22 protein-coding genes are annotated in these 26075 nt (G+C 39.3%); 4 read left to right on the forward strand and 18 right to left on the reverse strand.

Translation table 11 applies throughout. The annotated features are described in order from the left end of the window. The first annotated feature begins 216 nt into the window (after positions 1–216). Both J0M37_09115 and J0M37_09120 read left to right on the forward strand, forming a co-directional pair. The gene (locus tag J0M37_09115) at positions 217–1815 is read left to right on the forward strand and encodes a PIG-L family deacetylase (protein ID MBN8585243.1); all 1599 of its coding nucleotides are present in this window, start codon (positions 217–219) and stop codon (positions 1813–1815) included. Further along, positions 1815–3275, forward strand: coding sequence for an amino acid permease (locus J0M37_09120; protein MBN8585244.1), 1461 nt, complete (start codon positions 1815–1817; stop codon positions 3273–3275). Before J0M37_09115 ends, J0M37_09120 begins: the two co-directional genes overlap by 1 nt. A gap of 94 nt (positions 3276–3369) precedes the next feature. Here J0M37_09120 and nirD read toward each other — a convergent pair whose 3' ends face one another. The 5 genes from nirD to J0M37_09145 all read right to left on the reverse strand — a co-directional run bounded on the left by nirD (position 3370) and on the right by J0M37_09145 (position 7282). Next, on the reverse strand, positions 3370–3726 hold the full coding sequence (gene nirD, locus J0M37_09125; GenBank protein MBN8585245.1) for a nitrite reductase small subunit NirD: 357 nt from the start codon (positions 3724–3726) through the stop codon (positions 3370–3372). Next, the gene (locus tag J0M37_09130; GenBank protein MBN8585246.1) at positions 3723–4016 is read right to left on the reverse strand and encodes a type II toxin-antitoxin system RelE/ParE family toxin; all 294 of its coding nucleotides are present in this window, start codon (positions 4014–4016) and stop codon (positions 3723–3725) included. Before J0M37_09130 ends, nirD begins: the two co-directional genes overlap by 4 nt. Further along, positions 4001–4237 (reverse strand): hypothetical protein, encoded by a 237-nt coding sequence (locus J0M37_09135; protein MBN8585247.1) that lies wholly within the window; start codon positions 4235–4237, stop codon positions 4001–4003. The genes J0M37_09130 and J0M37_09135 overlap by 16 nt, the downstream gene beginning before the upstream one ends. A 38-nt stretch (positions 4238–4275) precedes the next feature. Continuing rightward, entirely contained in the window at positions 4276–5130 is an 855-nt protein-coding gene (locus tag J0M37_09140; GenBank protein MBN8585248.1) for an MBL fold metallo-hydrolase, read from the reverse strand. A 169-nt stretch (positions 5131–5299) separates the two neighbouring features. Beyond that, complete coding sequence (locus J0M37_09145; GenBank protein MBN8585249.1) at positions 5300–7282, reverse strand: ABC-F family ATP-binding cassette domain-containing protein; 1983 nt, start codon at positions 7280–7282, stop codon at positions 5300–5302. Between the two features lie 217 nt (positions 7283–7499). Between J0M37_09145 and J0M37_09150 the strand changes: the two genes are divergently transcribed. Beyond that, positions 7500–8021 carry a transposase gene (locus J0M37_09150; GenBank protein ID MBN8585250.1) on the forward strand — a complete coding sequence of 174 codons (522 nt, stop codon included), beginning with the start codon at positions 7500–7502 and terminating at the stop codon, positions 8019–8021. A 214-nt stretch (positions 8022–8235) separates the two neighbouring features. Here the strand turns inward: J0M37_09150 and J0M37_09155 are convergent, their stop codons facing one another. Continuing rightward, a complete protein-coding gene (locus J0M37_09155; protein MBN8585251.1) occupies positions 8236–9747 on the reverse strand; it encodes a T9SS type A sorting domain-containing protein in 1512 nt (503 codons plus the stop codon). A 393-nt stretch (positions 9748–10140) separates the two neighbouring features. On the opposite strand from J0M37_09155, the gene J0M37_09160 reads away from it, so the two are divergent. Next, the gene (locus J0M37_09160) at positions 10141–15210 is read left to right on the forward strand and encodes a carboxypeptidase regulatory-like domain-containing protein (GenBank protein MBN8585252.1); all 5070 of its coding nucleotides are present in this window, start codon (positions 10141–10143) and stop codon (positions 15208–15210) included. 445 nt (positions 15211–15655) lie between these two features. On the opposite strand, the gene J0M37_09165 is transcribed toward J0M37_09160, so the two are convergent. From J0M37_09165 to J0M37_09220, 12 genes are all read right to left on the reverse strand, one after another. Beyond that, a complete protein-coding gene (locus J0M37_09165) occupies positions 15656–16114 on the reverse strand; it encodes a hypothetical protein (protein MBN8585253.1) in 459 nt (152 codons plus the stop codon). A 153-nt stretch (positions 16115–16267) separates the two neighbouring features. Next, the gene (locus J0M37_09170) at positions 16268–16762 is read right to left on the reverse strand and encodes a hypothetical protein (protein MBN8585254.1); all 495 of its coding nucleotides are present in this window, start codon (positions 16760–16762) and stop codon (positions 16268–16270) included. Continuing rightward, positions 16746–17210, reverse strand: a complete 465-nt coding sequence (locus J0M37_09175; protein ID MBN8585255.1) for a hypothetical protein — start codon at positions 17208–17210, stop codon at positions 16746–16748. Before J0M37_09175 ends, J0M37_09170 begins: the two co-directional genes overlap by 17 nt. Positions 17211–17214: 4 nt before the next feature. Continuing rightward, positions 17215–17448, reverse strand: a complete 234-nt coding sequence (locus J0M37_09180) for a hypothetical protein (GenBank protein MBN8585256.1) — start codon at positions 17446–17448, stop codon at positions 17215–17217. Between the two features lie 148 nt (positions 17449–17596). Beyond that, positions 17597–17734: a hypothetical protein gene (locus J0M37_09185; GenBank protein MBN8585257.1), complete on the reverse strand. Its 138-nt coding sequence runs from the start codon at positions 17732–17734 to the stop codon at positions 17597–17599. Then, entirely contained in the window at positions 17734–18747 is a 1014-nt protein-coding gene (gene queG / locus J0M37_09190; GenBank protein ID MBN8585258.1) for a tRNA epoxyqueuosine(34) reductase QueG, read from the reverse strand. The genes J0M37_09185 and queG overlap by 1 nt, the downstream gene beginning before the upstream one ends. A 430-nt stretch (positions 18748–19177) precedes the next feature. Beyond that, a complete protein-coding gene (locus J0M37_09195; GenBank protein MBN8585259.1) occupies positions 19178–19483 on the reverse strand; it encodes a GIY-YIG nuclease family protein in 306 nt (101 codons plus the stop codon). A gap of 465 nt (positions 19484–19948) precedes the next feature. Continuing rightward, a complete protein-coding gene (locus J0M37_09200) occupies positions 19949–21331 on the reverse strand; it encodes a hypothetical protein (GenBank protein MBN8585260.1) in 1383 nt (460 codons plus the stop codon). A gap of 121 nt (positions 21332–21452) precedes the next feature. Then, positions 21453–22667: an MFS transporter gene (locus tag J0M37_09205; GenBank protein MBN8585261.1), complete on the reverse strand. Its 1215-nt coding sequence runs from the start codon at positions 22665–22667 to the stop codon at positions 21453–21455. Positions 22668–22699: 32 nt separating this feature from the next. Beyond that, positions 22700–24214: a leucyl aminopeptidase gene (locus J0M37_09210; protein MBN8585262.1), complete on the reverse strand. Its 1515-nt coding sequence runs from the start codon at positions 24212–24214 to the stop codon at positions 22700–22702. A 94-nt stretch (positions 24215–24308) separates the two neighbouring features. Next, positions 24309–25304 (reverse strand): bifunctional oligoribonuclease/PAP phosphatase NrnA, encoded by a 996-nt coding sequence (locus J0M37_09215; GenBank protein ID MBN8585263.1) that lies wholly within the window; start codon positions 25302–25304, stop codon positions 24309–24311. Between the two features lie 448 nt (positions 25305–25752). Then, positions 25753–26075 (reverse strand): T9SS type A sorting domain-containing protein (locus tag J0M37_09220; GenBank protein ID MBN8585264.1); only part of this gene is annotated, 323 nt, incomplete at its 5' end.

Genomic DNA, 26075 nt, shown 5'->3' on the forward strand with positions numbered 1-26075 from the left:
CGAAATTCCTGTCTTGAGTATTATCCTGATTTAATAATTATTGTGATACTGCGAAAATCATAAACGGGGGTTTATTAATATATTCCCCCTTAAAGGGGGAGCAAGAGGGGGTTAGAATTCCTGTATCCGCAACTTCTCTCCTAAGCAGAAATTATTCGCATTCCACCCCATCTCTTTTCTACTATCTTTAATCATTTATCCTTATTTTTGGTAATCATGAAAAAATTATTGTTTATCCTCATTCTGTTTTTTCCTGTTATATTACTTTCGCAGGAACCTACTTTCACAATTCTTTGCCTTGCCGCTCACCCCGATGATGAAGATGGCGCAACACTTGCATACTACCGGTATCTGAATGGCTACGAAGCTTACACAATATTTTATACCCGCGGCGAAGGCGGACAGAACGAAATTGGTCCTGAACTTTACGATGAGCTTGGCAAGCTGCGTGAACAGGAATGTTACGATGCCGCAAAGATACAGGGTTCAAAAGCATACTTTTTAGGCCAGCTTGATTTTGGTTTTTCCAAAACCGCAAAGGAAACTTTTAATTTTTGGGGAGGAAAGGATTCACTCCTAGCCAGGCTGGTTTACTATATTCGTGTTATCAGGCCTGATGTAGTTATAACCAATCACGATACAATTACAACCAAACCAAACCGCCAGCACGGCCACCACCAGGCTGTTGGGTTAACTATTTACGAAGCCTTCGAAAAGGCGGCTGATTATAACTACCATCCTGAACAGCTTGTTTACGGCATTCAGCCCTGGCAGATTAAAAAGCTATTTTTCAGGTCTTTTGATACAACTGCAAATGACCTGTACCGTATAGATATCTCGAAGAAAACCAGTAACGGTTCTACTATAGCTGAAATTTCACGCGATGCGCTTTTCAAGCATAAAACCCAGGGTATGGATAAGGTCTCCAAAGATAGCCCGTTCTTCTTCGGCAACCGTTTTTACAGACTGGTCAGGAGCGATCAGCCGTACGAAAAGACAGGTGATGACCTGTTTTCAGGACTGATACATAATATGAAGTGGAATACCGAAGGGCTTCACTCATACGATACAAAATATTCCTACCGAAAAGTATCCGCTGAAGACAGCCTGAAGACCCTGAGCGAAGTTAAAGCCGCGCCGTACAGAAAGATCGGCCTGGTAAAAACATATGATAACACAATTGAAAATATTCTTAATGCATTCAGAATTCCGTATGATACATTAAGCCCCCTGGCAGTTGAAGTATGGGACTTAAACCGGTATTCAACAATTATTCTGGATATAAGAGCTTACTTAAACAGGCCTGATGTTGTTCAATTCAATAATAGATTCCTTAAATATGCCGAAGGCGGAGGTAACCTCCTGGTATTTTACAATAAGCCGCAGGACTTCAATGATAAAGGCGATCTTGCGCCATACCCGATCTATATTTCAACTGAGCGGGTAACAGAAGAAGATGCTGATATAAAAATATTACAACCGGAACACACTTTTTTTAATACACCAAATGTAATTAACGATTCAGACTGGATTGGCTGGGTGCAGGAAAGAAATATATATCTGCCCTCTGATAAACCCGGAACAAATATTAAAACTTCATCTGAATATCAGCGGCTGCTTGCTATGCAGGATGAAGATGACCCTGTACCTCCTACATCTTTGCTTTTTGCACCTTACAAATACGGTACATATACTTATTGTTCACTTGCCTTATACAGGCAATTGAAATTATTCCATAAAGGTGCGCTAAAGCTGTTTTTGAACATGATTTCGCAAAAGACAGCTAATGAACGTTCAATCGATAAAATCAGGTAATGCTCACAGATAACAAAGCAGATAAACAGCTGGTAAGGGGAGTCTCACTAAAAGGCGCGACAGCGCTTAACATGATAGACATGATCGGTGTGGGTCCTTTTATAACTATCCCTTTGATTGTTGCGGCTATGGGCGGACCCCAGGCAATGATAGGGTGGGTTATCGGCGCAATAATCTGCCTGAGTGATGGCCTGGTTTGGGCTGAGCTTGGAGCGGCGATGCCGCATGCAGGAGGCTCATACAACTACCTTAAGGAAATTTACGGTAAAGATACTTTCGGCAAGCTTGTTTCATTTCTTTTTATCTTCCAGCTTACTTTCTCCGCGCCGCTTTCTATGGCTTCAGGGTGCGTTGGTCTTGCAATGTACTCAAGCTATATCTTTCCGGGTCTGAATACAACTTACTTTAATTACGATCTTAATCTGCCGCTTCCTCTGCTCGGCTCGCTTGAAGCCGCATTAACTCTGAATAACGGAACATTTGTTGCTATTGGAGTTGTGCTTGTTGCGGTATTTATGCTTTACCGTAAAGTTACTTTCATAAGCAAGTTCTCACAATTCCTCTGGGGCGGCGTTATTATTACTGTGTTGTGGATAATCTTTGCCGGCATCACAAATTTTGATCATAAGCTTGCTTTCAACTTTCCGCCAAATGCATTTCATATCGATTCAGCCTTCTTTCTTGGACTCGGCTCAGCAATGCTTATTGCTTTATATGATTATTGGGGTTATTATAATGTAAATTTTTTCGGTGGAGAGGTGCAAAACCCAACCCGCAATATTCCCCGCGCAATTATTTACTCAATACTTGCTGTTGCTGCTTTGTATATTATTATGAATATCAGTATTCTCGGCGTACTGCCCTGGCAGGAAGTCAGTGAAACCGCCGGCAGCGATGCCCGGAAATATATCGTATCTGTATTCATGCAGAAAATTTACGGCTCTTGGGCAGGTACACTTGTAACCCTGCTTGTTGTGTGGACAGCTTTTGCTTCAGTGTTCTCTTTGCTTATGGGATATTCAAGAGTTCCTTATGCTGCGGCTGTTGATGGCGACTACTTTAAAGTGTTTTCTAAAGTTCACCCGAAACATAAATTTCCGCATATATCATTGCTAATTTTAGGCGGCGTAGCCATCTGTTTCTGCTTCCTTAAGCTCAAAGATATTATAGCAGCGCTGGTTGTTATCAGGCTTATGGTGCAGTTCCTTGCACAAACAGTGGGTGTTGTTTACTTCCGAATCAAAAATCCGCAGCACCCCAGGCCATTCAGAATGTGGCTATACCCGCTGCCGGCAATTCTGGCATTTACCGGGTTTGTTTACGTGCTCTTCTCACGTCAGAACTTCCAGAAAGAAATTAAATATGCGGTTGTATTATTAATTGTAGGGTCAGCAATCTATATGTGGCGCGCATGGCGCAAAAAACAGTGGCCGTTCGTTCAAATAGCAAATAACAGGTAACAAATAACAGATAACAGACAACAAATACCAGATATGAAATAACTATTTTATTCTGTTATTGTTTTGAAATTTGGTTTTTGCTATTTGTTATTTGTTAAAGGAACCATTTCTTTTTCTTCTCTTTCACCTCAACCCAAACTTCATCATTCTCAATTTTAACTCCGTAGGTTTCAAGTGATGCACTCAGGCCTTTGCAGCCTTCGGGAACTTTGCCGCTTTCAAGGCTGAACTGCCAGCCATGTATTGGACAGGCAACAAATAATTCTTCATCAACGTAGCCCTCATTCATAACGTTTGACTGGTTATGCGGGCATACATTCGATACAGCGTAGATCTTCTCACCAACCTTAAAAATAGCAACATCCGTATCCTCGGCAATCGTGAATTTCCGCCCGCGCCTGTTAGGCAGATCGCTTATTTTGCAAACTTTTTTGTAGATGGACTCGCTCATAAAGGCAAATTCTTTGGATTCTGTCTTGTATCCCAAATTTGAAGAATTAAAATGTCTTTACCTTCAATTCTATAGATTATGCTGTAGTTTTCTTTATATAAAATTCTTGCATTTTTAGCTTTGTAAGCAACGCCAAGTTCAGGAAAGAAACTTAAGTATTCGATAATATTTCTTATTTTATTATCCAGCTTTATAAGAGTACTTTTTGGTGTTCCGCTTTCAAGGTAAAAATTCAGTATATCAAACCTGTCAATTTTTGCCTGAGGTGTCCAGACTATTCTGCAAGCCATTTATCAATTTCAGCATTAAGTTCATCATTTATGATAAATAATCCTTGTTCTGCTTCTTTAAGACTATTCTCTAATCTGCGGCTTTGTTCTTCTGATAGTTTTGGCTCTTTATTTCTTAAAAATTTATTTTCAATAAACAACTTTAAAAATTCAAGCTGCTTTTCGTCATCAATTCTTTGAATGTCATCAAAAAGGCTTTCTTTTAACTCTGCTGTTGTCATAATATTACTTTAATTAATTTGTATAATATAATAACAATTTACCGTTTATTTAATTCCATTTTGTCAATCACGCGGAAACCGTGTTCAGTCTGCTCTACCCTGCATGTTTCTGTGAACGCATCATGCTCAAAAAACAGCGTCCAGTTTTCGCTAACAATTTGCGGCAGGAATTTTTTCTTCTCATCAAGTGTGGTTAAGGGGAAAAGGTCATAGCCCATAATGTAGGGCAGGGGTATATGCGAAGTCATTGGGAAAAGATCCGCCGTAAATAGCAGTGTGTTGCTGTCATCCTTTATTTTGATTAACTGCATCATTGGTGTATGGCCGTTTACCGGCAAAAATGATATAACATCATCAAACTTGCTTTCGCCCTCGTAGAGTTTCAGCATTCCTTTTTCCTTTATCAGGTCGTAATTTTCCGGCATAAAGCTTGCTTTATCGCGCTCACTCGGATTCTGTCCCCATTCCCAATGCTTCTTCTGTAAATGATGAACCGCATTCGGAAAGCTGAGAACCAGCTCCTTATTTTCATTTCTCCTGGTCGAACCGCCCGCATGATCAAAGTGCAGGTGTGTCATCAATACATCTGTGATATCACCTGGTGTAATGTTATGCTTTGCAAGCTCGCCTTCTAGTGTGTAAACAGAGTGATCCACGCCGTAAATTTCATTCAGCTTGTTTGACATCTTATAACCAACGCCGTTATCAACAATGATTTTCCTGCCGTTGCCAATAATCAGCAGGGAGCGCATGCACATATCAATGCGGTTACTCTCATCTGCGGGATTAGTCCGCTGCCAAAGCGGCTTTGGCACTACACCAAACATAGCCCCGCCATCCAGCCTGAAGAGCCCTGTTTGAATTGAATATAATTCGTAATTTCCGATCTTCATAAAAAATTATGTCACCCTGAACTTGTTTCAGGGTCTTTTCTAAGTTTTAAAAATTTTGCAATGAATCAAATAGTTGTACATTGAACAAATCTCGAAATCATCCTGCATTGAAATAAATCTCTTTATAAAGCAGATGCTGAAACAAGTTCAGCATGACGGTATGGCGATATTAAGAAACGCCTATTTCTTCCTCAATCTTCGCTAGCTTTTTCGATTCCTCAGACCACTTGTGATACAGATCATTCAGCTTATCTTTCGCGGATTTATATTCGCCGGTTTTCTTTGAGGAATTTTGCTGATCCTTAAAGAAATCGGGATTCCCCATTTCTTTTTCTATCTCCGCCGTTTTATCTTCCAGCAGCTTAATTTCTTTTTCAAGCTTATGAATACTTTCCCTCAAAGGTTTTGCATATTTATAAACCTTGTTACGCTGCTCAGCTTCCAGCCGTTTTTGCTCTTTTGTCTTTTTCTGCTTTGGTGTGCCGTTGGTTTCAGCTAGTGTTGTTGTCTTTTTCGGCTGATTGGCTTCAGTTAACCCTGCTTTTTCCTCTTCCTTTTTCTGAATATAATACGAGCAATTTCCCAGATATGTCTTTACATTTTTATCCTTTACCTCAATTATCTTTGTTACAATGCCGTCAAGGAATTCCCTGTCATGCGAAATGATAAGTATAGTTCCAGTGTAATTATGCAGCGCGTCCATAAGAACGCGTTTACTGTTCATATCTAAATGATTAGTCGGCTCATCAAGTATTAAAAAATTACTGGATTTAAGAAGCATGCGCGCAAGCGCTAAGCGTGATTTTTCGCCGCCGGAAAGCACTCCAACCTGCTTGAAAACATCATCACCGCGGAATAAAAAGCTGCCAAGTATAGTGCGGAGCTGCTTGCGAATATCGCCTGTAGCAACGGAATCAAGTGTGCCAAGTACATTTGTGGCCGGGTCAAGTGTATCTGCCTGGTGCTGTGAGTAATACTCAAGCTCAACCTGGAAACCAAGCTTCCTTGTGCCTGATTGATATTCTTCAGTACCGCGGATTATTCTCGCTAAAGTTGATTTACCAGCTCCGTTCACACCAACAAGCCCTATCTTCTCGCCGCGCTCAAGCTCTAGATTAAGGTCTTTCAGTACAAGGTTATCACCATAGCTTTTGGTTACATTCTTTAATTCAAATACCTTCCTTCCGCTGTGTGTTGCCGGGGGAAAGTTAAAATGTATCGCCGTTTCTTCTTCTTCAATTTCTATGCGTTCAATTTTATCCAGCATCTTAATTCTGCTCTGCACGCTTGTTGCCTTTGATGCCTTTGAGCGGAAGCGCGTAATGAACCTTTCCTGTTGTTTTAAATATTTCTGCTGGTTCTCATAGCTCTTAAACAGCAGCTCTTTTCTTGTATCGCGCTCAGTTACGTAATATGTATAATTGCCTTTGTAAATTGTGACCTTGCCCGCGTATATTTCAATTGTCTTGTTAGTTATGGTATCCAGGAATTTCCTGTCATGTGATACAAGTATAATTGCGCCTTCGTATGTTTTCAGGAAGTCTTCGACCCATATCAGTGATTCAATATCAAGATGGTTTGTAGGCTCATCAAGCAGCAGCACTGAAGGCTGCTTAAGCAGCAGCTTCGCAAGCGCTATGCGCATCTGCCACCCGCCTGAAAACTCATCGGTAAGTCTGTCAAAATCTTTGGTATGAAACCCTAATCCTTCGAGTATTTTTTCAATGTTCGATTTTATCTTGAACCCATCCAGCAGCTCAAACTTATGCTGAAGCTCGCCGTATGTTTCCACAAGGTCCATGTATTCTTCAGAAGTATGGTCAGGGTGAGTTTCAAGCTCTTTTTGCACCTGGTCAATTTCTTCCTTCAGGGCGGAAATATCGCCAACCCCTGAATAAACCTCTTCATAAATGGTTTTACCGCCGAATGTAATGCCATCCTGCGGCAGGTAGCCAATAGTTGTGTGCTTTGATACGGCAATTTCGCCCTTATCGGACTCAATTTGACCGTTTATTACCTTCAGCAGGGTTGATTTACCCGCGCCGTTTGAACCAACAAGCCCTATTCTGTCCTTTGGATTCACTATAAAGGAAAGATTTTCGAACAGCTTTTTGGAGCCGAACTGTACTGTAATATCTGATACTGATAGCATATTCTCGTAATTTAACTTTTAATCTTTTAACTTTCAGTAAACTTATTTTTCACAAATTTATGGGAACAAATTCGCCGTCGTTGGTCTTTTGACCAACGACAACTTGTTAATTTAGGTCGCCTTTGTTGGTGCCTGACTGTCTGTGCAGTTTCTAACCAACGACCTGAAATTAAGATACAAAAATGCTATTTTTGCGTAAATAAATTAACTAAATGTAATGCATTCAAATCTTTACTTTTTTACTGCAACAATTCTCAAGTGGAAACATCTTTTGAAAAATGATGTTTACAAAGATATTATTATCGAAAGTTTAACATATTTGGTTAACGATAATCGAATTATTGTTTATGCTTTTGTTATAATGCCAAATCACATTCATTTGATTTGGCGAATACTTGAGCCCCATTTTAAGTCAAATGTACAAAGGGATTTCCTTAAATATACTGCACAACAGATAAAAGCTAAACTCAAAGCGGACGATATGCGTTATCTGCTGGAATTTAGAGTGAATGCAAAAGATAGAGAGTTTCAGTTTTGGGAAAGGGATCCATTATCTGTGGAATTAATCAGCTTACCGGTCATTAAACAAAAGATAGACTATGTGCATTCAAATCCTGTTCATCCGAAATGGAAACTTGCTGAACAAGTTACAGATTACAAATATTCCTCCGCACGGTTTTATTACATTGGAGAGCAGGACTTTGGTTTTTTGAGTAATATTGGTGTGGAATATATGTAGTATTATTGTCGTTGGTGAGAACACCAACGACGGCGTTTAAATTGCCATTTGACGTGTAGTTTGCCCTACAAAAAGCGCGACTTCATTTTCAGTACTTTCAGAACTACAGGTCCACTCCTGACAAAAAGATAAATTAATTATTGAAATGATAAGAATAAGTGTTAAAACCAGAGAATTCATAATGCCTCCTTTTAGATTAAGATTGTATTTTCTGCTATTTTATTAACATTATTTTTTTAGTTTGGTTAAATCCTGTTTGAGATTCCATCCTCACAAAGTATATCCCAGAAGCTTTGCTGCTTGCATCCCATGTTATCTCGTAGGTTCCGGCTAATTGTTCTTTATCTTGCAGTACTTCAATCTGTTGGCCTTTAATATCAAAAATTGTGATCTTAATACTTGCTGCTTTTGATAATTGATACTTTATATTTGTAACGGGATTGAACGGGTTAGGATATGCATCATAAAGCATGTATTCATTTACTATGACTAGAGTATTTATTATACCTATAACCGTATCCGGATTCTGAAAGCCTCTTACGTTGCAGTATATATCTGTGTTATAATTATTTGGTATAAAATAGGTCCAAGTACAATAAACTCTGTCATTTAAAATTTTCATTGCATCTGCTCTTTGATTTGTCGGATTTGGAGATAGCGAAGGTACCATATATTGATTTCCAATTGGTATTCCAAGTGAATCAAACTTTCTACCATAACTTTGTTCTCTGCCAGTTAAATTTAAATCTGTCCAGTATATGAAGAACTTTTTATCACTTCGTATATCAACAGCTGTACCAAATGCACCTGTACCGCAAGGGCTGTTATTTCCTTTTCTATTAATTCCTAAGGAATTCCCGGTTATATCATACAATTGGAAAAATACCTCACCATTATTGCATAATCTTGGATCAGTCCAAACGACAATCGTTTGCCCATATCCATTATTTGATACTTTTGCACCACCTCTGAACATCAGTGCATTTATGTCGTCATTTACTTTTACATTATTTCCAATTTTAACTCCTGCTGTATTATAACGCTGCATATAAATATCGTATTTAGCAGTAAACGGCTCCTGCCTGTTATCCTGCCAAACAATCACAAATGAACCGTCATTATTCATTGCAACTGATGGAAACTCCGCATCACTTGAAGCCTCATTCACGCTGTCTACAGAGCCTATCTTTATGCCGGAACTATCGAAACGTTGAAAGTATACTGTTAGATTAGCGTTGAAAGCGGGTTTATGGCTCCAACATATAATAAATTTTCCTGAAGTATCCGTTGATATATTTAGTCCGTAAAACAAATTTTCATCAACTGAATAAATACTATCTGTAACTTTTCGTGGAATATCCAAAAATGTTCCGTTTTTGTTGAATCGTTGATAAAATATTTCGTATTTATTTAATGGCTCAAAAAATCTTAACCATGCGATTATAAATTTACCGTCCTTTAGAACAGAAATACATGGCAAACCTGCTGTATCCTGTCCGATTCTAAAATTGATTCCTAAAGCCAAGCCATTTTTATCAAATCGCTGGCAATAAACTTGGCCTGGTGATGAGTTTCCAGGATTTACTCTCACATCTCTCCATACAACAACAAAATTACCAGCTGAATCAACGCCAATTTGTGAGTTTACCTGGTAGCTGTTCAGGTTATCATCGTTTACTTTAAAATCGGGTATGTATGCATTAAGCCATTGAGTATATACAGGCAAAGTAAAAAATGAAAAAATAGCATAACAATATATGATTCGGATATAATTCGAAAGGAAAATGGATCTTTGGGTTTTATTTAATATTTTTTGCTTCATTACTTGTATAAGTTTAAAGTAATTTAGCTATAAATTCTGTAAAATTTCACATAAAGGCGTTTGCCTGTATCATGATATCATTTATATTTAAAATAATATTAGTTTTTAGTTAATGCAATAGCAAAGCATTAAAAATATATTTTGTTCAATTAAACACGAAACCATGTATATAATCCAATGTATTCATTTTTCTAACATTTATGGGAACAAATTACATTATTTTACATATAATTAGAAAGAAAGTTCATAAAAAGAGATTTTACTTTACCAAAAGCTTCAATTTAAAGGAGAATTACCATGCTGAACCAAATGAAAAACCTGATGATAGCGGCCATTGCTGCCATAATAATGCTGCCGGCCGTTCTGTTTTCGCAGGACCGCAATGAAGACATCAATATGTCATACACCGTTTACAGTAACAATATGTACGGCTCAGGTGATGACGTTATAATAAATATTTACGCCTACTATATGAAAAAAGGGGCGGAGTTCAATATAAAAATTTATAAGATCAAGGATATCGAAGGCTTCTTTTCCAGGCAGACCTCTAATTCATCAATAGATGTGCTCAGCAAAGATAGCCTTAACCTGCTTGGACTCTGCGAAGAAGTTGACAGCTTTAACAAAAGAATGAAGGTAGAAGGCTCCGAAAACTATTATTACAGCTATGAATCCTTCACTTACAAACCCCGCCAAAAAGGCGCTTATGTAGCGCGTGTATCGTATAAAAATAAAGTGGCTTACACCGGATTTTTCGTAACTGATATAGGCACTATCACAGAAGCATCAAACAACGCATTGCTTGCTTATACTGTTGATAAAAAAACAGGTGAGCCGCTAAGTGATGTTGAGCTTGGATTTTTCCTTGGCACAAAGAAAATAGGCGTTGGCAGAACAATGCAGGGTTTATTCTTCAAAGAAATTACCGCTGAAGATAGAGAGTACGCTGCCGCAAATAATATTGCATACCCGCTTATCATTGGCAGAAAAGGCGATGATATCGCCGTATCTGATCCATACCTGTATTTTGGCTATGGCGCGAATATGTACAGTGTTTATATCTATCCAAACCAGCCGGTGTATAGACCCAAATCAATTGTAGAATTTAAAGGTATCATCCGCAGATCAAATCCAAACGGATTCGAGAACTACCCCGAAAAAGAACTTACCGTTCGCATTAAAGATTCGCGCGGCGCGGAAGTTTCCAAGCAGGTACTTAAAACAAACTCACACGGAAGCTTTTCAGGCAGTTATGAAATTGAAGAAAATGCCGCGCTTGGGCAGTACTTTATTTATGCTGAGCTTGATAAAGGCCAGCAGTACACAGGTAATTTCTTTGTGGAAGAATACAAAAAACCTGAATATAAAGTAGGCATTACACTTGATAAAGACCAGTACTTAAACGGCGAGAGCATCAAAGGAATCGTACAGGCTGATTATTACTTCGGCTCACCAGTACAGGATGCTGAAGTTGAATATAATGTGTACAAAAAGACCTTCTATAAACCCTGGTGGTATTTCAGTGAATACAGCTGGTGGTATGAAGAGTATTACGCCAACCAGGATGATAACCAGAAATATAATAACGCTGATTTCATCTACAGCGGCACTGGCAAGCTTGATAAAGAAGGCAGGTTTGATTTTGATTACAGCATCAAGGAAGATTTTAAATCAAAATATAACAACTGGTGGTATTGGGATAGGGAAGCAACTTATGAAACTGATTTCATCTACATTATTCAGGCTAAGGTAACCGATAAATCACGCCGTGAGATTTCTTCAACAAAAACTGTGTATGTCACACGGTCTGATTTCTTCATGACAGCCAAGGCTGATAAATACATGTATAAACCCGATGAGAAAGTTACAGTTGAAGTTAAAGCGCTGGATTTTTCTGATAAACCCAAACAGGTAAGCTTTGAAGCCGTTGTTAACAGGCTTACATGGAGCGGCTACCCTGATTATAAACAAAATAAAAATTATGTTACAACCGTAAGCGGTTCAACAAATGATAAAGGTGTAGGTACTGTATCGTTTGATGCTGAAGGTGAAGGTTATTATTCCATAGAAATTAATTCCTATGATAGCCGCGGCAAAAAGGTAACAGAAAATACTTACTGCTATGTTTCTAAAGGTGATATGTGGTGGTGGTATAATGAATCAGGTACCGTGCAGATCTTTCCCGATAAAGACAGCTATAAACCCGGTGAAACCTGCAAAGCGCTGATTGTAACTACTACTCCCGGTGCGAACGTACTTATAACAACGCAGAATGATAATATACTATCATACAAAGTTGAAAAAATTGAAGGTACCTCAAAGCTTATTGAAGTGCCGGTAAGTGCGAATTCAAGTCCGAATTTTTATATTTCTGTTGCTTATGTCTCAGGAGGTCAGTTTTATTCAGCAAGCAAATCCGTAATGGTAATGCCTGAAGAAAAATTCCTGACAGTGAATATTGCAACAGATAAAACATCATATAAACCTAAGGATGACGGCACTGTGATGATAAAGGTCACTGATGCAGCCGGGAATCCTGTACCCAATGCTGAAGTATCACTGGGTATTGTTGATGAAAGTATTTATGCCATAAAACCCGATAACACAAAGGATATTAAGAGCTTCTTCTATGCGCCTAAATGGAACACTGTAAGTATTCATTACAGCAGCGCGTATTCATATTACAGCTACTCAAGGCTGATAACCATATACGAGCGGTTCGATGTAAAATCACTGCGCGATGAAGAGCTTGGTACTATCAAAGGCAAGCTGAGCGATAAGAACGGTAACGCAATACCGTATGCAACTATAATAATTGATGGCGACTTTGTTGCCGCTACAACTGCCGATGACGGCACTTATGAATTCAAGCTCCCCGAAGGCAGCTACACTATAAGCGTTCAGCAAAATACAAAAACCCGCGAAAGCGAAAAAGAGCTTGAAGTAAAAAAAGGACAAACAATTACCGTTAACCTTAAGTCTTCAGCAAGCGGTCTGATAATTGACGGAACAACCGTTGATTACCAGCAGTCATTTGATGATGCAGGACAGGAAAACCTGAGATCAGGTATAGTTACTACGGATAAAGTTACGAACCAGACAGAAGCTCCGCGTAAAGAAAAGAAAATGGAAACAGAAAAGCTTGCTGATTTAAAAGGTAATAAAGATGACGAAGGCGGAAGGACTAAAAACGGGTCAGAATTCGTTGAAGCTGAAACGCGCAGTGATTTCCGAGATGCGATCTATTGGAATCCTTCAGTTATGACTGATGAGAATGGCTATGCCACTGTTCAGGTCAAATTTCCTGATAACCTCACTTCGTGGACTCTCACTTCCAGGGTTATTACCAATGATACTAAGGTAGGACAGCAGGTAAATTCCGTAATTACCCGTAAGGACCTGCTTGTTAGAATGGAAACACCGCGCTTTTTCCAGCAGGAAGATGAAGTAACAATTTCAACTATAATACATAACTACCTCGAAGAGGATAAATCAACCAAGATAAGCCTGAAGGCTGAAAACATTGAGCTTATGGGCGATCCTAACGAACAGGTTATTACATTAGGCAAAAATGAAGAAAGACGTATTGACTGGAAGGTGAAAGTTACAAATCCAACAGGCTTTGCAAAGCTTACTGCCAGCGCGCTCACTAACCAGGAATCAGACGCGGTTGAAATGAAAATTCCTCTGCAGCCCCACGGCCTGCAGCTGGCTAGCTACCAGGCTATGGATATTTCCGATGCTGAAAAGACCGAATATAAGTTTGTAACAATTCCTGAATACACCGATCTAAGAAGTACAAAGCTTACTCTGAATGTAGCTCCATCACTTGCCGCAACAATGCTCGGCGCGCTTGATGAGCTCGTAGGCTATCCATACGGCTGTGTTGAGCAGACCATGAGCAGATTTTTACCAACTGTGATTGTTGCTAATGCTTTTAAAGATCTCAACGCGCCTATCAGCGAAGCAACACAGAAAGATATGCCGAAGATGGTCGAAGCCGGCTATAACAGGCTGTATTCAATGCAGCATTATGATGGCGGCTGGGGCTGGTGGACAAATGACCAGTCACATCCCTTCATGACATCGTATGTTGTGTATGGATTAACACTCGGCGATAAGGCAGGTTATCCTGTCAGAAAAGATGTTATGTCAAAAGGCATCAAGGCTATTAAAGAGCAGCTAAAAGATAAAAACCTTGAAGCTACTACCAGGGCTTATATGCTTTATGCGCTGTCATATGCGGATAATAAAGATACAAAAATATTCGAAGAGCAGTTCAGGCTGCTGATAGAAGCTGAAATGAACGACTATTCGATTGCGCTGCTTTCAATGGCTGCAAGGAACATTGGCGATAATGAAACTGCCGATAAATATTCAAGAATGCTGGTAACACATGCGCAGGATATGGGCGAATCCGGTTCTTACTGGGGCGGCAAAACCTTCCATTACACATGGCAGGATGATAAAGTGCAGACTACAGCAATGGCTGTAAAAGCGCTGCTGCTTGATCCGGTTAGCCTGAAAGATAATCCGGAATTAATGAATAAAGCTGTACGCTGGCTTATGCAGCAGCGCCAGGGCGGCGGGTGGTGGAACACACAGTCAACTGCGTTCATTATCTACGCAATGGTTGATTATCTTAAGACCTCCAAAGAACTTGAGCCGGATTATAATGTAAAAATATCAGTTAACGGCGAGCTTCTGCATGATAAAAAAATGACACGTGAAGATGTATTCATGAAAGATCTTAAATTCGTTATCGATGGCTCAAAGCTTAAAGCAGGGCAGAATGATATTAAGATAGAAAAATCAGGCACAGGCAAGGTATATGTATCAAGCGACCTGAGATATTATACCAGCGAAGGTGTTATTCAGCCCCGCGAGAATGGTTTCAGGGTACATAAAGAATATTTCAAGCTTGAAAAATACACCAAGTATAACGATGATAAGATAATATATCAGAAGCGTTATTTTGGCGGTGAAGTAAAATCAGGCGATGAAATTCTTGTTAAAGTTCGCGTTGAAGCCAAAGATAAGGATATGCAGTATTTCATGCTCGAAGATCCTATCCCTGCAGGATGCGAAGTAATAAAAGATGACTGGGCCTATACAATTGAAGATGAAAAAGATTACTCCGGGTGGGATTATTACTGGTGGAGATGGTGGTACGCTGATAAGGATATCCGCAATAACCGCGTGACATTCTTCGCAACATATCTGTATGGAGATACTTATGAGTTCACATACATAATGCGCGCGCAGATACCGGGTAAATACAACGTTATCCCCGCAACTGGTATGCTGATGTATTATCCCGATGTTCGCGGCTCAAGTGAAGAAATAAAGATCGAAATAACTGATTAAAACATATTAAGCCATCCCCTTTGGGGAGGGTTTGTATAATATTCAATTTCTTAAAGACGGCTCAATTAGCCGTCTTTCTTTATATTTACTCCCTCCCCTTCGGGGAGGGTTGGGGAGGGGTCGCTTTTAGGTGTTTTAAGACGGGAATAATAAAAGACAGATCATCGGATGAGTTAAATAATTTGTTCATTGTTGCAAATATGTATCTGAATTTCATAAACAAGGGGCTCTTAGCCCCTTGTTTTGTTCAGCTTTTGTAGTCGAGTCCTTTCAGGGCTCGCTTTATTTAACCCATAAACCAAAGTGCGAACCCTGAAAGGGTTCGACTACAAATTAAAAAATTTTGTCACCCTGAACTCCGTTCAGGGTCTGCTACCTTACACGAAAATCTTCAATTATGAGATCATTTCTGAATGAGGCACTGGCCCCTTACTCTTTTTACCTGTCACTTTTTCGGCTCCAGCCCCTGATTACCGTTATCCAGCACCCATTTCCAGTTCCCATCTTTATCTTTTTTCCATATCGTAAGATAAGTACCGTCACGCTTTTGTTCAATTCCGGTATTATCTTTAAAAGTCAGTAAAAACGTGCCGTAAGTATAACCCATGTCAAGAGAAGAGCTTATATCGGCAAATAGCGGTTGCCATACAAGTGTAAAATCATTATTGCCTTCGCTTATAAAATTCTTAACCGCATCTTTACCCACTATAGGCATTGTAAAATCACGCAGCAGCACTGCATTATCGTCAGCATAGCTAAGAAAAGCTTCAACCATCCCTTTTTTCTCTGAAAGATCAGAAAACTCCCTGTCAGCCGCTTTTAAGCTTTCCCTCCCTTTTTCTATATCTGACTGTGAATAAATATTCATTCCAATAGCTAATAATGAAATCATTATATATTTCATAATTTCTCCTTTCTATACAGTTAGATACTTTTGTGAGGGGAGTGTGACAACAAAGCCAAATATCAAATATCAATGAACAATGAACAATGAGCAATGGTGATTTTAAGAAGTGAAAGATTCACTGTCTCATTATTTCGCTATTTCACTTTTTCACTATTCAGATATTACTTCATCCTTTATCCCGAACTGATTCTGAGCCATCTTTTGTTTTTTAACCTTTGATACTACCAAAAGAAGTATAGGAAAATCCAGCATGAATGCAAAACCAACTATAAGCAGTATAAAAGAAGTTAAATGGTTTTCGAAAAACCCTTTAACCTGTGACTGTGCGGGATCTTTGGAATAATAATATACTTCATGAACTTCACCTTCATTATACCCAAGGTCACTTTCTGATGCGTCATATTCAACAAAATATACAAACGGCTTATAGTTGCCGTTCACTTCTGTAAAAGTTATATATGCTTTCCCGAGCCTTTTTTCTTCAATTGAAGTTACTTTGCATTTTATCAGGTAACATTCCTTTAAAAACGCGTCTTCCTTCTGGTAATAATATACGCCCAGTATAACAAGTATAACTGAAACGAACAGCATTGCAAATGCAATATAGCGCAACAATTTGCTAGCGTCTCTAGGAGATGTTGACATTGCTGTTAATATTTAGTTTTGATTTGCGTGCTTTAAAACCTGCTATGAAGATCAAAGGTGTTATACATAAAAAAGGTGCTCCTATGAATAGTAGAGGTGAGGATACAGGATGAAGATCAAAATAATTGCTCACTTTAGAATCACCCGGCGATGCAGAATTATAATTTATTTCGTAAACTTCGTTTACCCTGTATTCTAACGTATTATCAAATGCATCGTATCTTTCAAGGTAAACAAAAGGAGGTTTTTTGCCTGTAACATCTTCAAAAGTAAGATACGCGTAGCCTTCTTTTGGCTCTTCTATTTTAGAGATCCTGCAGGTAATAATTTCCGTTTGGCTGATAAATTTTTCCTCGCTTGTGTAATAATAAATTCCGGGTAGAACCAATCCCAATGCAATGAATAAACATAAGAATCCGGCAGCGAATATTATTTTTGGTGTGAACATAACTTTACCGTTTGGTTTTTATTAATTTTTCAGCCTCTTCGGCTTTGCGGGCAAATTTCATCAGCAGCGGAGCTGCTATTATTGAGCATACCCCTATAAATCCGAATATAGCGGGAATCGTAATACTGCCGCCCAATGTATCCCGGGAGATGTAAAATATCAGCGCAAGCGCCAAAAATACAGTCGCACTGAACATCTCAAGCAGTGCAAATATTTTCAGAAATTTCGATTTCGGCATTTACAAATATAAGGATTTATGAAAATATAAAAGGCTGACTTCAAATTACTTTGTCATTCCTGCGCAGGCAGGAATCTTGAAAATATTATATAAGAGTTTATTCCCGTTTAACCGTTTTATCAGCTTTACGAGACCCTTCTGAAAACTCTCACTTCTTCTTATTCTTCTTTATCATAGCCTTCAAAGATAATGCATCTTTGATCTTATTTGCAGCTTCCGGAGTAGTTTTAATACCCCGCCTTTTTTTATGCCAGTTCCTTCTTTTGCGTGTTCGCGCCGGGAGCATTATCTACCAAACCTTTCCAGATTCCTTTTCCACCCCGCGTATTTCGTCCGCTTAATTGGCGAATCAGCAAACACCTCCGTAAACTCCTCTTCGGTGATTTGAGCCAATGCCTGCTTTGTCGCGCTGAGCGTAGTCGAAGCGCTTATGTCATTTCCTCCAAAAACAGATTTCGGCCAAAATCCATCCTCCTCAGTTACATGGTTATACTTAGGTGAGTTAAACGGACACACATCCTGGCAAACATCACAGCCAAATATCCAGCCGTCTAAATTAATACTTTCCGGAATTTCACCGCGATTCTCGATAGTCTGATACGAAATACACTTATTCGCATTAACAACATATTCGCTTTCAATTGCGCCTGTCGGACAGGAAGAAATACAAAGCGTACAGCTTCCGCACATATCTTCAATAGGCGTATCGTAAGTAACGAAATCAATATTAGTAATTATCTCACACAAAAAAAACCATGAACCGTATTCAGGATTTATAATATTGGTATGTTTCCCCATCCATCCAATTCCGGCACGTTGTGCCCAGACTTTATCCATCACTGGCCCGTCATCAACATATGCCCTGCATAAGAGACCCAAATCCGCCCCATTGTTAACAGGGAAACGATCAAAAGCCCCCTCCTTACCAAGGAGGGGGTTGGGGGAGGTCTGTATGATAAATTCACAAAGCTCCTTCAGCTTCTTTTTCAATATCTTGTGATAATCTTTACCCCATGCATACCTTGAAATTTTCGGTTTGCTATCGTCGTGTTCGAAGGGTGTATAATAATTGAATGCAAGCGAGATCACACTTTTTGCTTCGGGCATTATCTGCCTTACATCCCTGCGCTTTTCAAAGCCGCGTTCGATCCACGCCATATCAGCCTGCTTGCCCTCATCAAGCCACTCACGCAGCTTTTCTGATTCAATTTCAAGCAATTCATATTTTGCAAAACCGCAGCCTATAAACCCAAGCTCCTTAGCTTTGGCTCTAATGCTTTGTTTGTATGTTTGATCAATGATATTCAATTTTGCAATATATTAATATATTGTTTCTTGCTTCTGTCACCCTGAACTTGTTTCAGGGTCTACTCTCGGACTCGTAAATCTCTCTTTCTGCAGGCAGATGCTGAACCAAGTTCAGCATGACAGATGGAGAGAACATCATCACGAAAAAAATATTGTGACCCTCAACTCGCCCCTATATTGTCACCCTGAACTTGTTTCAGGGTCTTCTTTCATAACCTTGTATCTTTAGGTTAGCTAAAAATAGATGCTCAAACCAAGTTCAGCATGACAGAGTGAGTAATCAACAGCATGAAAAAAAATTGTCACCCTGAACTCGCCCCTATATAGTCACCCTGAACTTGTTTCAGGGTCTTCTCTCATACTCATAGATCTTTGGGTAAATGTCAATCCTGCCAAAGCAGGTACCTGAACATAAATATTCTTAACTCCCGTCATATCCTTTCAAAACTTCCAGGGGATCAATATCATCATACCAACCTGCAGATAGGTCATCCCAATTCCTGTTTACACTTTCAATCAGATTTATCTTCCAATCTTTATGCCAATTTTTCAATTGTTTCTCTCTCTTTAATGCTTCATAGATCGAACCGGTGCTTTCGAAGAATACCAGTTTGTCTATTCTGTATTTACTTGTAAATCCTTTGTTCACACTGAATTTATGCTGCAATACTCTCAACAGAATATTATTTGTAACTCCGGTATATAGTGTCTTTGACCTGTTGGTCATAATATATACATAATATTCTTTTTGCTTCATTTTTAAAAATAATAGATGAAAAGGGTTAATTCAAGATTAGAAAGAAACTTTTTACAAATTGAGAACTCTTTTGAAACTTATGAAACAAAGGGTTTTAAAAAGCAGATGCTGAAACAAGTTCAGCATGACAAAGGGGGTAGTCTACAGCTTGAAAAAAATATTGTTACCCTGAACTTGGTTCAGGGTATGCTCTCTGACTCGTAAATCTCAGATTCTGCAGGCAGGTGCTGAAAACTTCTGAAAGTCAGGCAAGTATAGCATGACAGAAGAGGAGAATATCAACACTAAAAAATATTGTCACCCTGAAGTCGCACCTGTATTGTCACCCTGAACTCGTTTCAGGGTCTGCTTTCATAACCTTATATCTTTTGGGTTAGCTAAAAATAGATGATGAACCAAGTTCAGCATGACAGAAGCGGGGCATATCAAATTTAACTATGGATCCTTACTCGGCGGGGGTGCTATCTTAATTGAACGTACTACTGCATCTACTGTCAACTGGTATTTTTCCATCATTGCCTGCGAGGCATAATCAACATTCACCTGTATATTTTTTGCACCTGTCGGATCTGTGAACAGGTAATACTTGGTTGAAAACTTCTTCCCGCTTGATTTGATCGGGTCAGTTACGTAACCAACTACCATTGAATCATCCATCTGGAACGGATTTTTATATGTAGCCTTATTATACGCGCTGTGCTGCGGGTCATCTATAAGCAGAAAAATATTAACAGCACCCGGGTCCTCGCTTGCCGTATCAGTTGCAAGTATAATACCGCTGAATTCCTTCTGGTTCAGGTTCACTGTCCTGTTATCAACAAGCTTCCATTCTTTGGGGAACCACAGCTTCAGCCCAATTTCATTCTCATCATATGTTGCCTTAAGTGAGTCAGGTATCTCTATCCTGTTGGTATCCCTGGTATTCTTTGTTAAGTTAGAATCATTCTTAACCTTATTGGTATCATTGGTTTTAACAAGATTTGTATCCTTGGAATTATCAACAGGCCTTTTGATATTCGGAGTAATGGTTTTCTTCTGGATCTTTGGCCTTACGTCCTTGGTGTTATCCTTTATTTCCTGTTCTTCAAGCAGCTTTTGCTCTTCTTCTTTTATCTTGTCAATATCCGGCGGATCGAACTTGGGCATTTCAAGGTCTTCAACAACTACTATCCTTTGATTATTTTCGCCGTTATGTTTTTCTTCCTTCGGAACAAAGAACTGGTATATCAAAAACAAAAGGAAGAAATGGAAAAATATCGAGCCTATAAGTCCTTTGCGTGTATTAGGCTGGTATATTTTTTTTAGTATCAGGAAATCAGTACCGGGTCTTGTACTGAGATTATATATCTCATCCGGTGTCATCTCTGAAGGATCTTTTGCCGCCGCTTCTATTATAAGCGGTTTGATATGATCCTGTACATTAATTTCCTGGTCTTTGTTTAAAGGTTCATCAGTGGTTTGAGATGTCCTGTTAACATCTTCTTCAAGCTCACGGGTGGTTACTTTCTCAATTGTTTCAATGCCAACATCGGGTCTGCCTTTTATCTCTGTCTTTTCACCCGTTTTAAGCTCAATAATAGTTGCAGGCTTTTCAAATGAATAATCCTTTTTACTGCGGAATTCAGAGCAAATTGCAATTGTAATATCAGCAAACCTGCTTTCAACCACAACATTAGGATGTGAGCAGGTATTGCGTATTGCACCCTGTTCATTTGAGCTGTTAAAAACACAATCAATATTTATACATCTTAAAAACTTGCCGTTTTGATGCGATTTTGTGTCTTTTTCGTTATTATTTGTTATATCTTTTTCTTCCAATAAATGCCTGCTACTATTTAAATCGTATAATACTAATTAATGTTTCACAAATTTATCTTATTCATAATTAATAATTTAGTCAAAATTTTAAGTAAATTCAAAATTTTTAAATTACTGTATTTTAAACAGGTTGGGCATCTCTTCGTTTTATCAGCAGTTTAGTTGTAATTAAAAGTAACACTCCACCCAGCAGATTTGAAAGTACCACCAAAAAAAGCGCTGTCTGCAGGTTACTGATATCAGAAATCTTACCGATAAGTGCTGGTGCCGGTGTTGAGCCTATCAAATGCACTGTGAACAGGTAAAAAGCGAATGCCGTTGCCTTAAGTGAGCCCGGAACAATATCCTGTATCAATGCAACCATCGGGCCATAATAAAAGGTCATTAAATAAGTTGCCATAACCAAAGTCACTAAAAGCAAAATTTCATTTTGCGTGGTTAATGTAATATACATCAGGGGAGTAGCCAGAATAAACGCTATTGCCATTGCAAGTGAACGCGGCTTTTTGTATTTATTGAATAACAGGTCACTGAAATACCCGCCGGAATAGATCCCGAGCGGCCCGCCTATGATAACAGCTAATCCAATTGTAATTGATGCCTGGTCAACGGAATAATTATGGAACCTAATGAAGAACTGTGTCATCCAGCTTATTATTGCCGAAGAAGTGAATGTCAGCATAATTCCTGAAACAAGGGTCATAACATATGCAGGAGTTTTAAAAAGCTGAAAAATATTTTTGCGGTTTACCTCAGATGTGTTCTTGTGCTCATGCTTTGTTTCCTTAATCCTTAACGCCGTTAACGCAAGTATTATTCCGGGAATTGCCACAATAAAAAAACATGCTCTCCATCCAAGCTTAGAGCCCAGCACACCGGCTAGTATCATTCCAAGCGTACCGCCGAAGAACATTCCCAAATGGAATATTGAGCTTGCCCTTGCGCGTTTTTCAAGCGGAAAATTATCAGCTATAAGGGATGTTGCTGCCGGAGCATATGACGCTTCGCCTATACCAACTGCAGCGCGTGTGATTAAAAGTTGTGTGAAGTTCTGCACAAGCCCTGTTACGAACGTAGCTATAGACCATATCGCAACGCCAGCTGCAATGATGTTCTTCCTTATCCATTTATCGGCAAGTATGCCTAACGGAACCGAAAATGATGCGTGAATGATCATAAATACGGTGCCTATCAGGCCAAGCTCAAAATCGCTAAGCCCGAAATCAGCCTTCAGGAAGCTGAATAAAGGAAATACTACCTGCCTGTCAAAATAATTGATGAACTCAATTAATGTCAGTACAAGTAATATCTTCGAGGGAGCCTCGATTTTTTTCAAACCTCAGTGCCTCTTTTTACCTTTATCTTAAGTTAGTGAGAATATTGTTTAAGAAGCTCAGTAAGCAATCTTACGCCATAGCCCGTTGCTCCCGGGGTATGGTATTCTTCGGCGGATTCACCCAGACCCATTGCCACACTTGCAATATCAAGATGTGCCCACGGGTATTTATCCTGTACGAATTTCTTCAGGAAGATTCCGCCCATAATTGTGCCGGCCTGTCTTGCGGGACCCGCATTTTTAATATCTGCGATCTCGCTCTTCATCAGCTTGTCATATTCATTGTACAAAGGCATTTCCCATACTCTCTCATATGTCTTTTCGCCGGCTGCGAATATTTTTTTGTTAAGCTCTTTATCATTGCCCATTAATCCTGCAAGCAGGTGGCCAAAACAGATTATTGCCGCTCCTGTTAATGTGCAAAGATCAATTACAGCCTTGGGTTTATAGTTTGCTGCGTATTCAAGCGCATCTGCAAGTATCAGCCTGCCTTCTGCGTCAGTATTGTCTATTTCAATTGTTATTCCGCCATAGCTTTTTATAACATCACCCGGCTTATATGCGCCAGCATCGGGCATATTTTCAACTGCGGGAATGAGCCCTATCAGGTTCATTTTGTATTTAAGCCTTGCTACTGCTTCAAAGGCTCCAACTACTGCGGCTGCGCCGCCCATATCCATCTTCATTGCGTCCATTCCCTGTGCGGGCTTTATTGAAATTCCGCCTGAATCAAATGTAACGCCTTTGCCTACAAGTACTACAGGCTTCTCTGATTTATTAGCGCCGAAATACTGCAGTATTAAAAATCTTGGCGGATTTACACTGCCTTTGCCTACATTAAGTACGCCGCCCATGTTCAGCTGGGCAATTTTCTTTTCATCATATACTGTTACCTGGTAGCCCGCCTTGGTGCTTGATTTTTTTACATACTCTGCGAATTTATCAGGTGTTAAAAAGTTTGAAGGCTCGTTTTCAAGCTCTCTTGCTACAATTGCAGCATCGCAGATTGTCTTTGCATCCTTCAGGGCTTCTGTGCCTTCGCGTGTGTATTTGGGTGAATCAGTAAAGAAAATTACTTCATTGAACGGTACAAAATCATTTTTAGCGTAATATTTTTTGGGTGAGTACTGTGTTAAAAATACGCCTTCGCATATTGCCTGCATAATATCATAATGCGAAGCATTGGTAACGCTTTTTATGAATGCAAGATCAGGTACTTCGAATGAGACCGATGTCAGCTTCATTGCATTCAGCTTCCTGGCTGCTGCGGCATACGCTTTTCTTAATCCTTCAAGTGTTATCTCTTTGGAATTTCCCAGCCCTATAACCATTAATCTTTTGCTGCGGTTATCGGGACCGAGGTAGGTTAATATTGTTGTGTTTGATTTTGCCTTAAAATCATTCGTCTCTATTAACGTATCAAGGGTTCCTTTGAATAAAGTGTTCAGCCAGTGCATCTTTGTTGATACCTGGTCTTCAAAGGTTACCGATGCAACAACATCGGATTTTATATCCTTGATCTTCTTTACCTCATATTTGATTTTCATTTATATCTCCGCGTAAAATAAGTTTTATATTTAATTTTTTAATTTCTTTTATTAATAATTAATTGCTAATTGCTAATTGAAAATTGTTAATTGATTATATGTATTTTTCCGCCTTCTCAGTCACTTCCTTCACCAGTTTATCTATATCTCCGCCGGGTATGAATGTACCTGATGCGTTCTGGTGGCCGCCGCCGCCGAATTCTTTGGCCAGCTCATTGGATCTGACATCGCCTTTGGAGCGGAAGCTCAGCTTAACACCGCGCTGTGTCTGGGTAATTACAATTCCCATAACAACTGTGCTTAAGCTCATTAAATGCGAGCTGAAACCTTCTATGGCATATTCATCTGTTGAAGTCTCTTCAAAATCCTTTCGAAATATTACTGAATAAGCAAGCTTTCCCTCATACATCAGCGTTACGTTATTCAGGAACCTTCCAAGCAGGTGAAGCCTGCCTATTGTTGCCTGGTTGTAGACTTCCTCGTAAATATCATACGGGTTCAGACCGTATGTTAACAGGTCTGCTGTTATAGTGTGAGTTTCCTCATCTGTACGGTTGAACTTGAATGAACCGGTATCTGTCATTATAGCTGTGTATAATGCCAGTGCCATTTCTTTTGTTATGATTCCGCTTTTGCCTTCGGCTTTTTCTATTTCTTTAAAGAACCGGTACAGTATCTCGCCGGTAGCGGGGGAGTCTGTATCTACAATATATTCATTAAACAGCTCCGGGTTAAAACCCAGGTGATGATCTATCAGAATTTTTTTTGCTTTACTTGCCTGAATGTAAGGTGCCAGAGTCCTTAAGCGCTGGTATTCATTGGTATCCAGAATAAAGATCACATCTGCGTTTAAAATACGCTCCTTATGCGTCGTTTCATCGAATTGCTCTATTACCTGTTCCTTATCAAGGAATTTGTAATTTTCAGGCGTAGGGGAGTAGTTTAAAATTCCGGCGTTTTTGCCAAGTGACTTTAAATAAATTTGAAGAGCAATTTCACTGCCTATTGAATCCCCGTCGGGGTTTACGTGGCTTGTTAATATAAACTCTTGATTATTATTAATTAAACTAACAATATCCCTATTCATCATGTCAAAAAAGTAATATAATTAAAAAATAAGGATTTAGCAATGATTATTTATGATTGAATACCGGCTTGATTAGTCACCCTCCCCCCATCGAGGCCGAAGGACTGCCCCGGCACGTGTGAGTTGGAGGTGGTTAACAGTAATTATCCAGAACCGTAGTCGAACCTTTAAGGGTTCGCACTTAGAAAATTGATTTATCCTCACAAACCTTTAAGCCGCAATGTAAGTTCTGAAAGTGGCTCGAATGCTGATTAGCAGCTTCTCGTTGGAGTGCATCAACTAAGTTGATGCATGCATTGACATAGTCAGTGCTCTCCAGGAAAAGCAAACTGATCAATGAGTAAAAGTAAAAACCTGCCGGGTCTCCAAGACCCGGCAGGTTTATAAACGATTCTAAACTTCATTTTCAAGAAAATGCTTCAGGCATTTTCGCAGACCCGCCCTGGCGGGATCATTTTATCAAAACCATCTTCTTGGTTTCTGTATAGACGTCCCGCTGGGACGTCTCAGCTTTGACAGAATAAAAATATAACCCACTCGCTAAATTACTTCCGTCAAACATCATTTCATAACTTCCGGCTTGTTTGTATTCGCTAACACTGAATACCTCTCTGCCAAGAAGATCATATATCTTTATCGATACATTGGCATCGTTTGGTATATCAAACTTAATGTTTGTTGTTGGATTAAACGGATTCGGATAATTCTGATGCAGCTTAAACGACCTTGGTGTATTGTTTGTATTGCTGCTGATGTTCTGGTTTAACGATTTAC

It is taken from the genome of Ignavibacteria bacterium (assembly GCA_017303675.1).
Lineage (GTDB): Bacteria > Bacteroidota > Ignavibacteria > Tepidaquicellales > OLB5 > OLB5.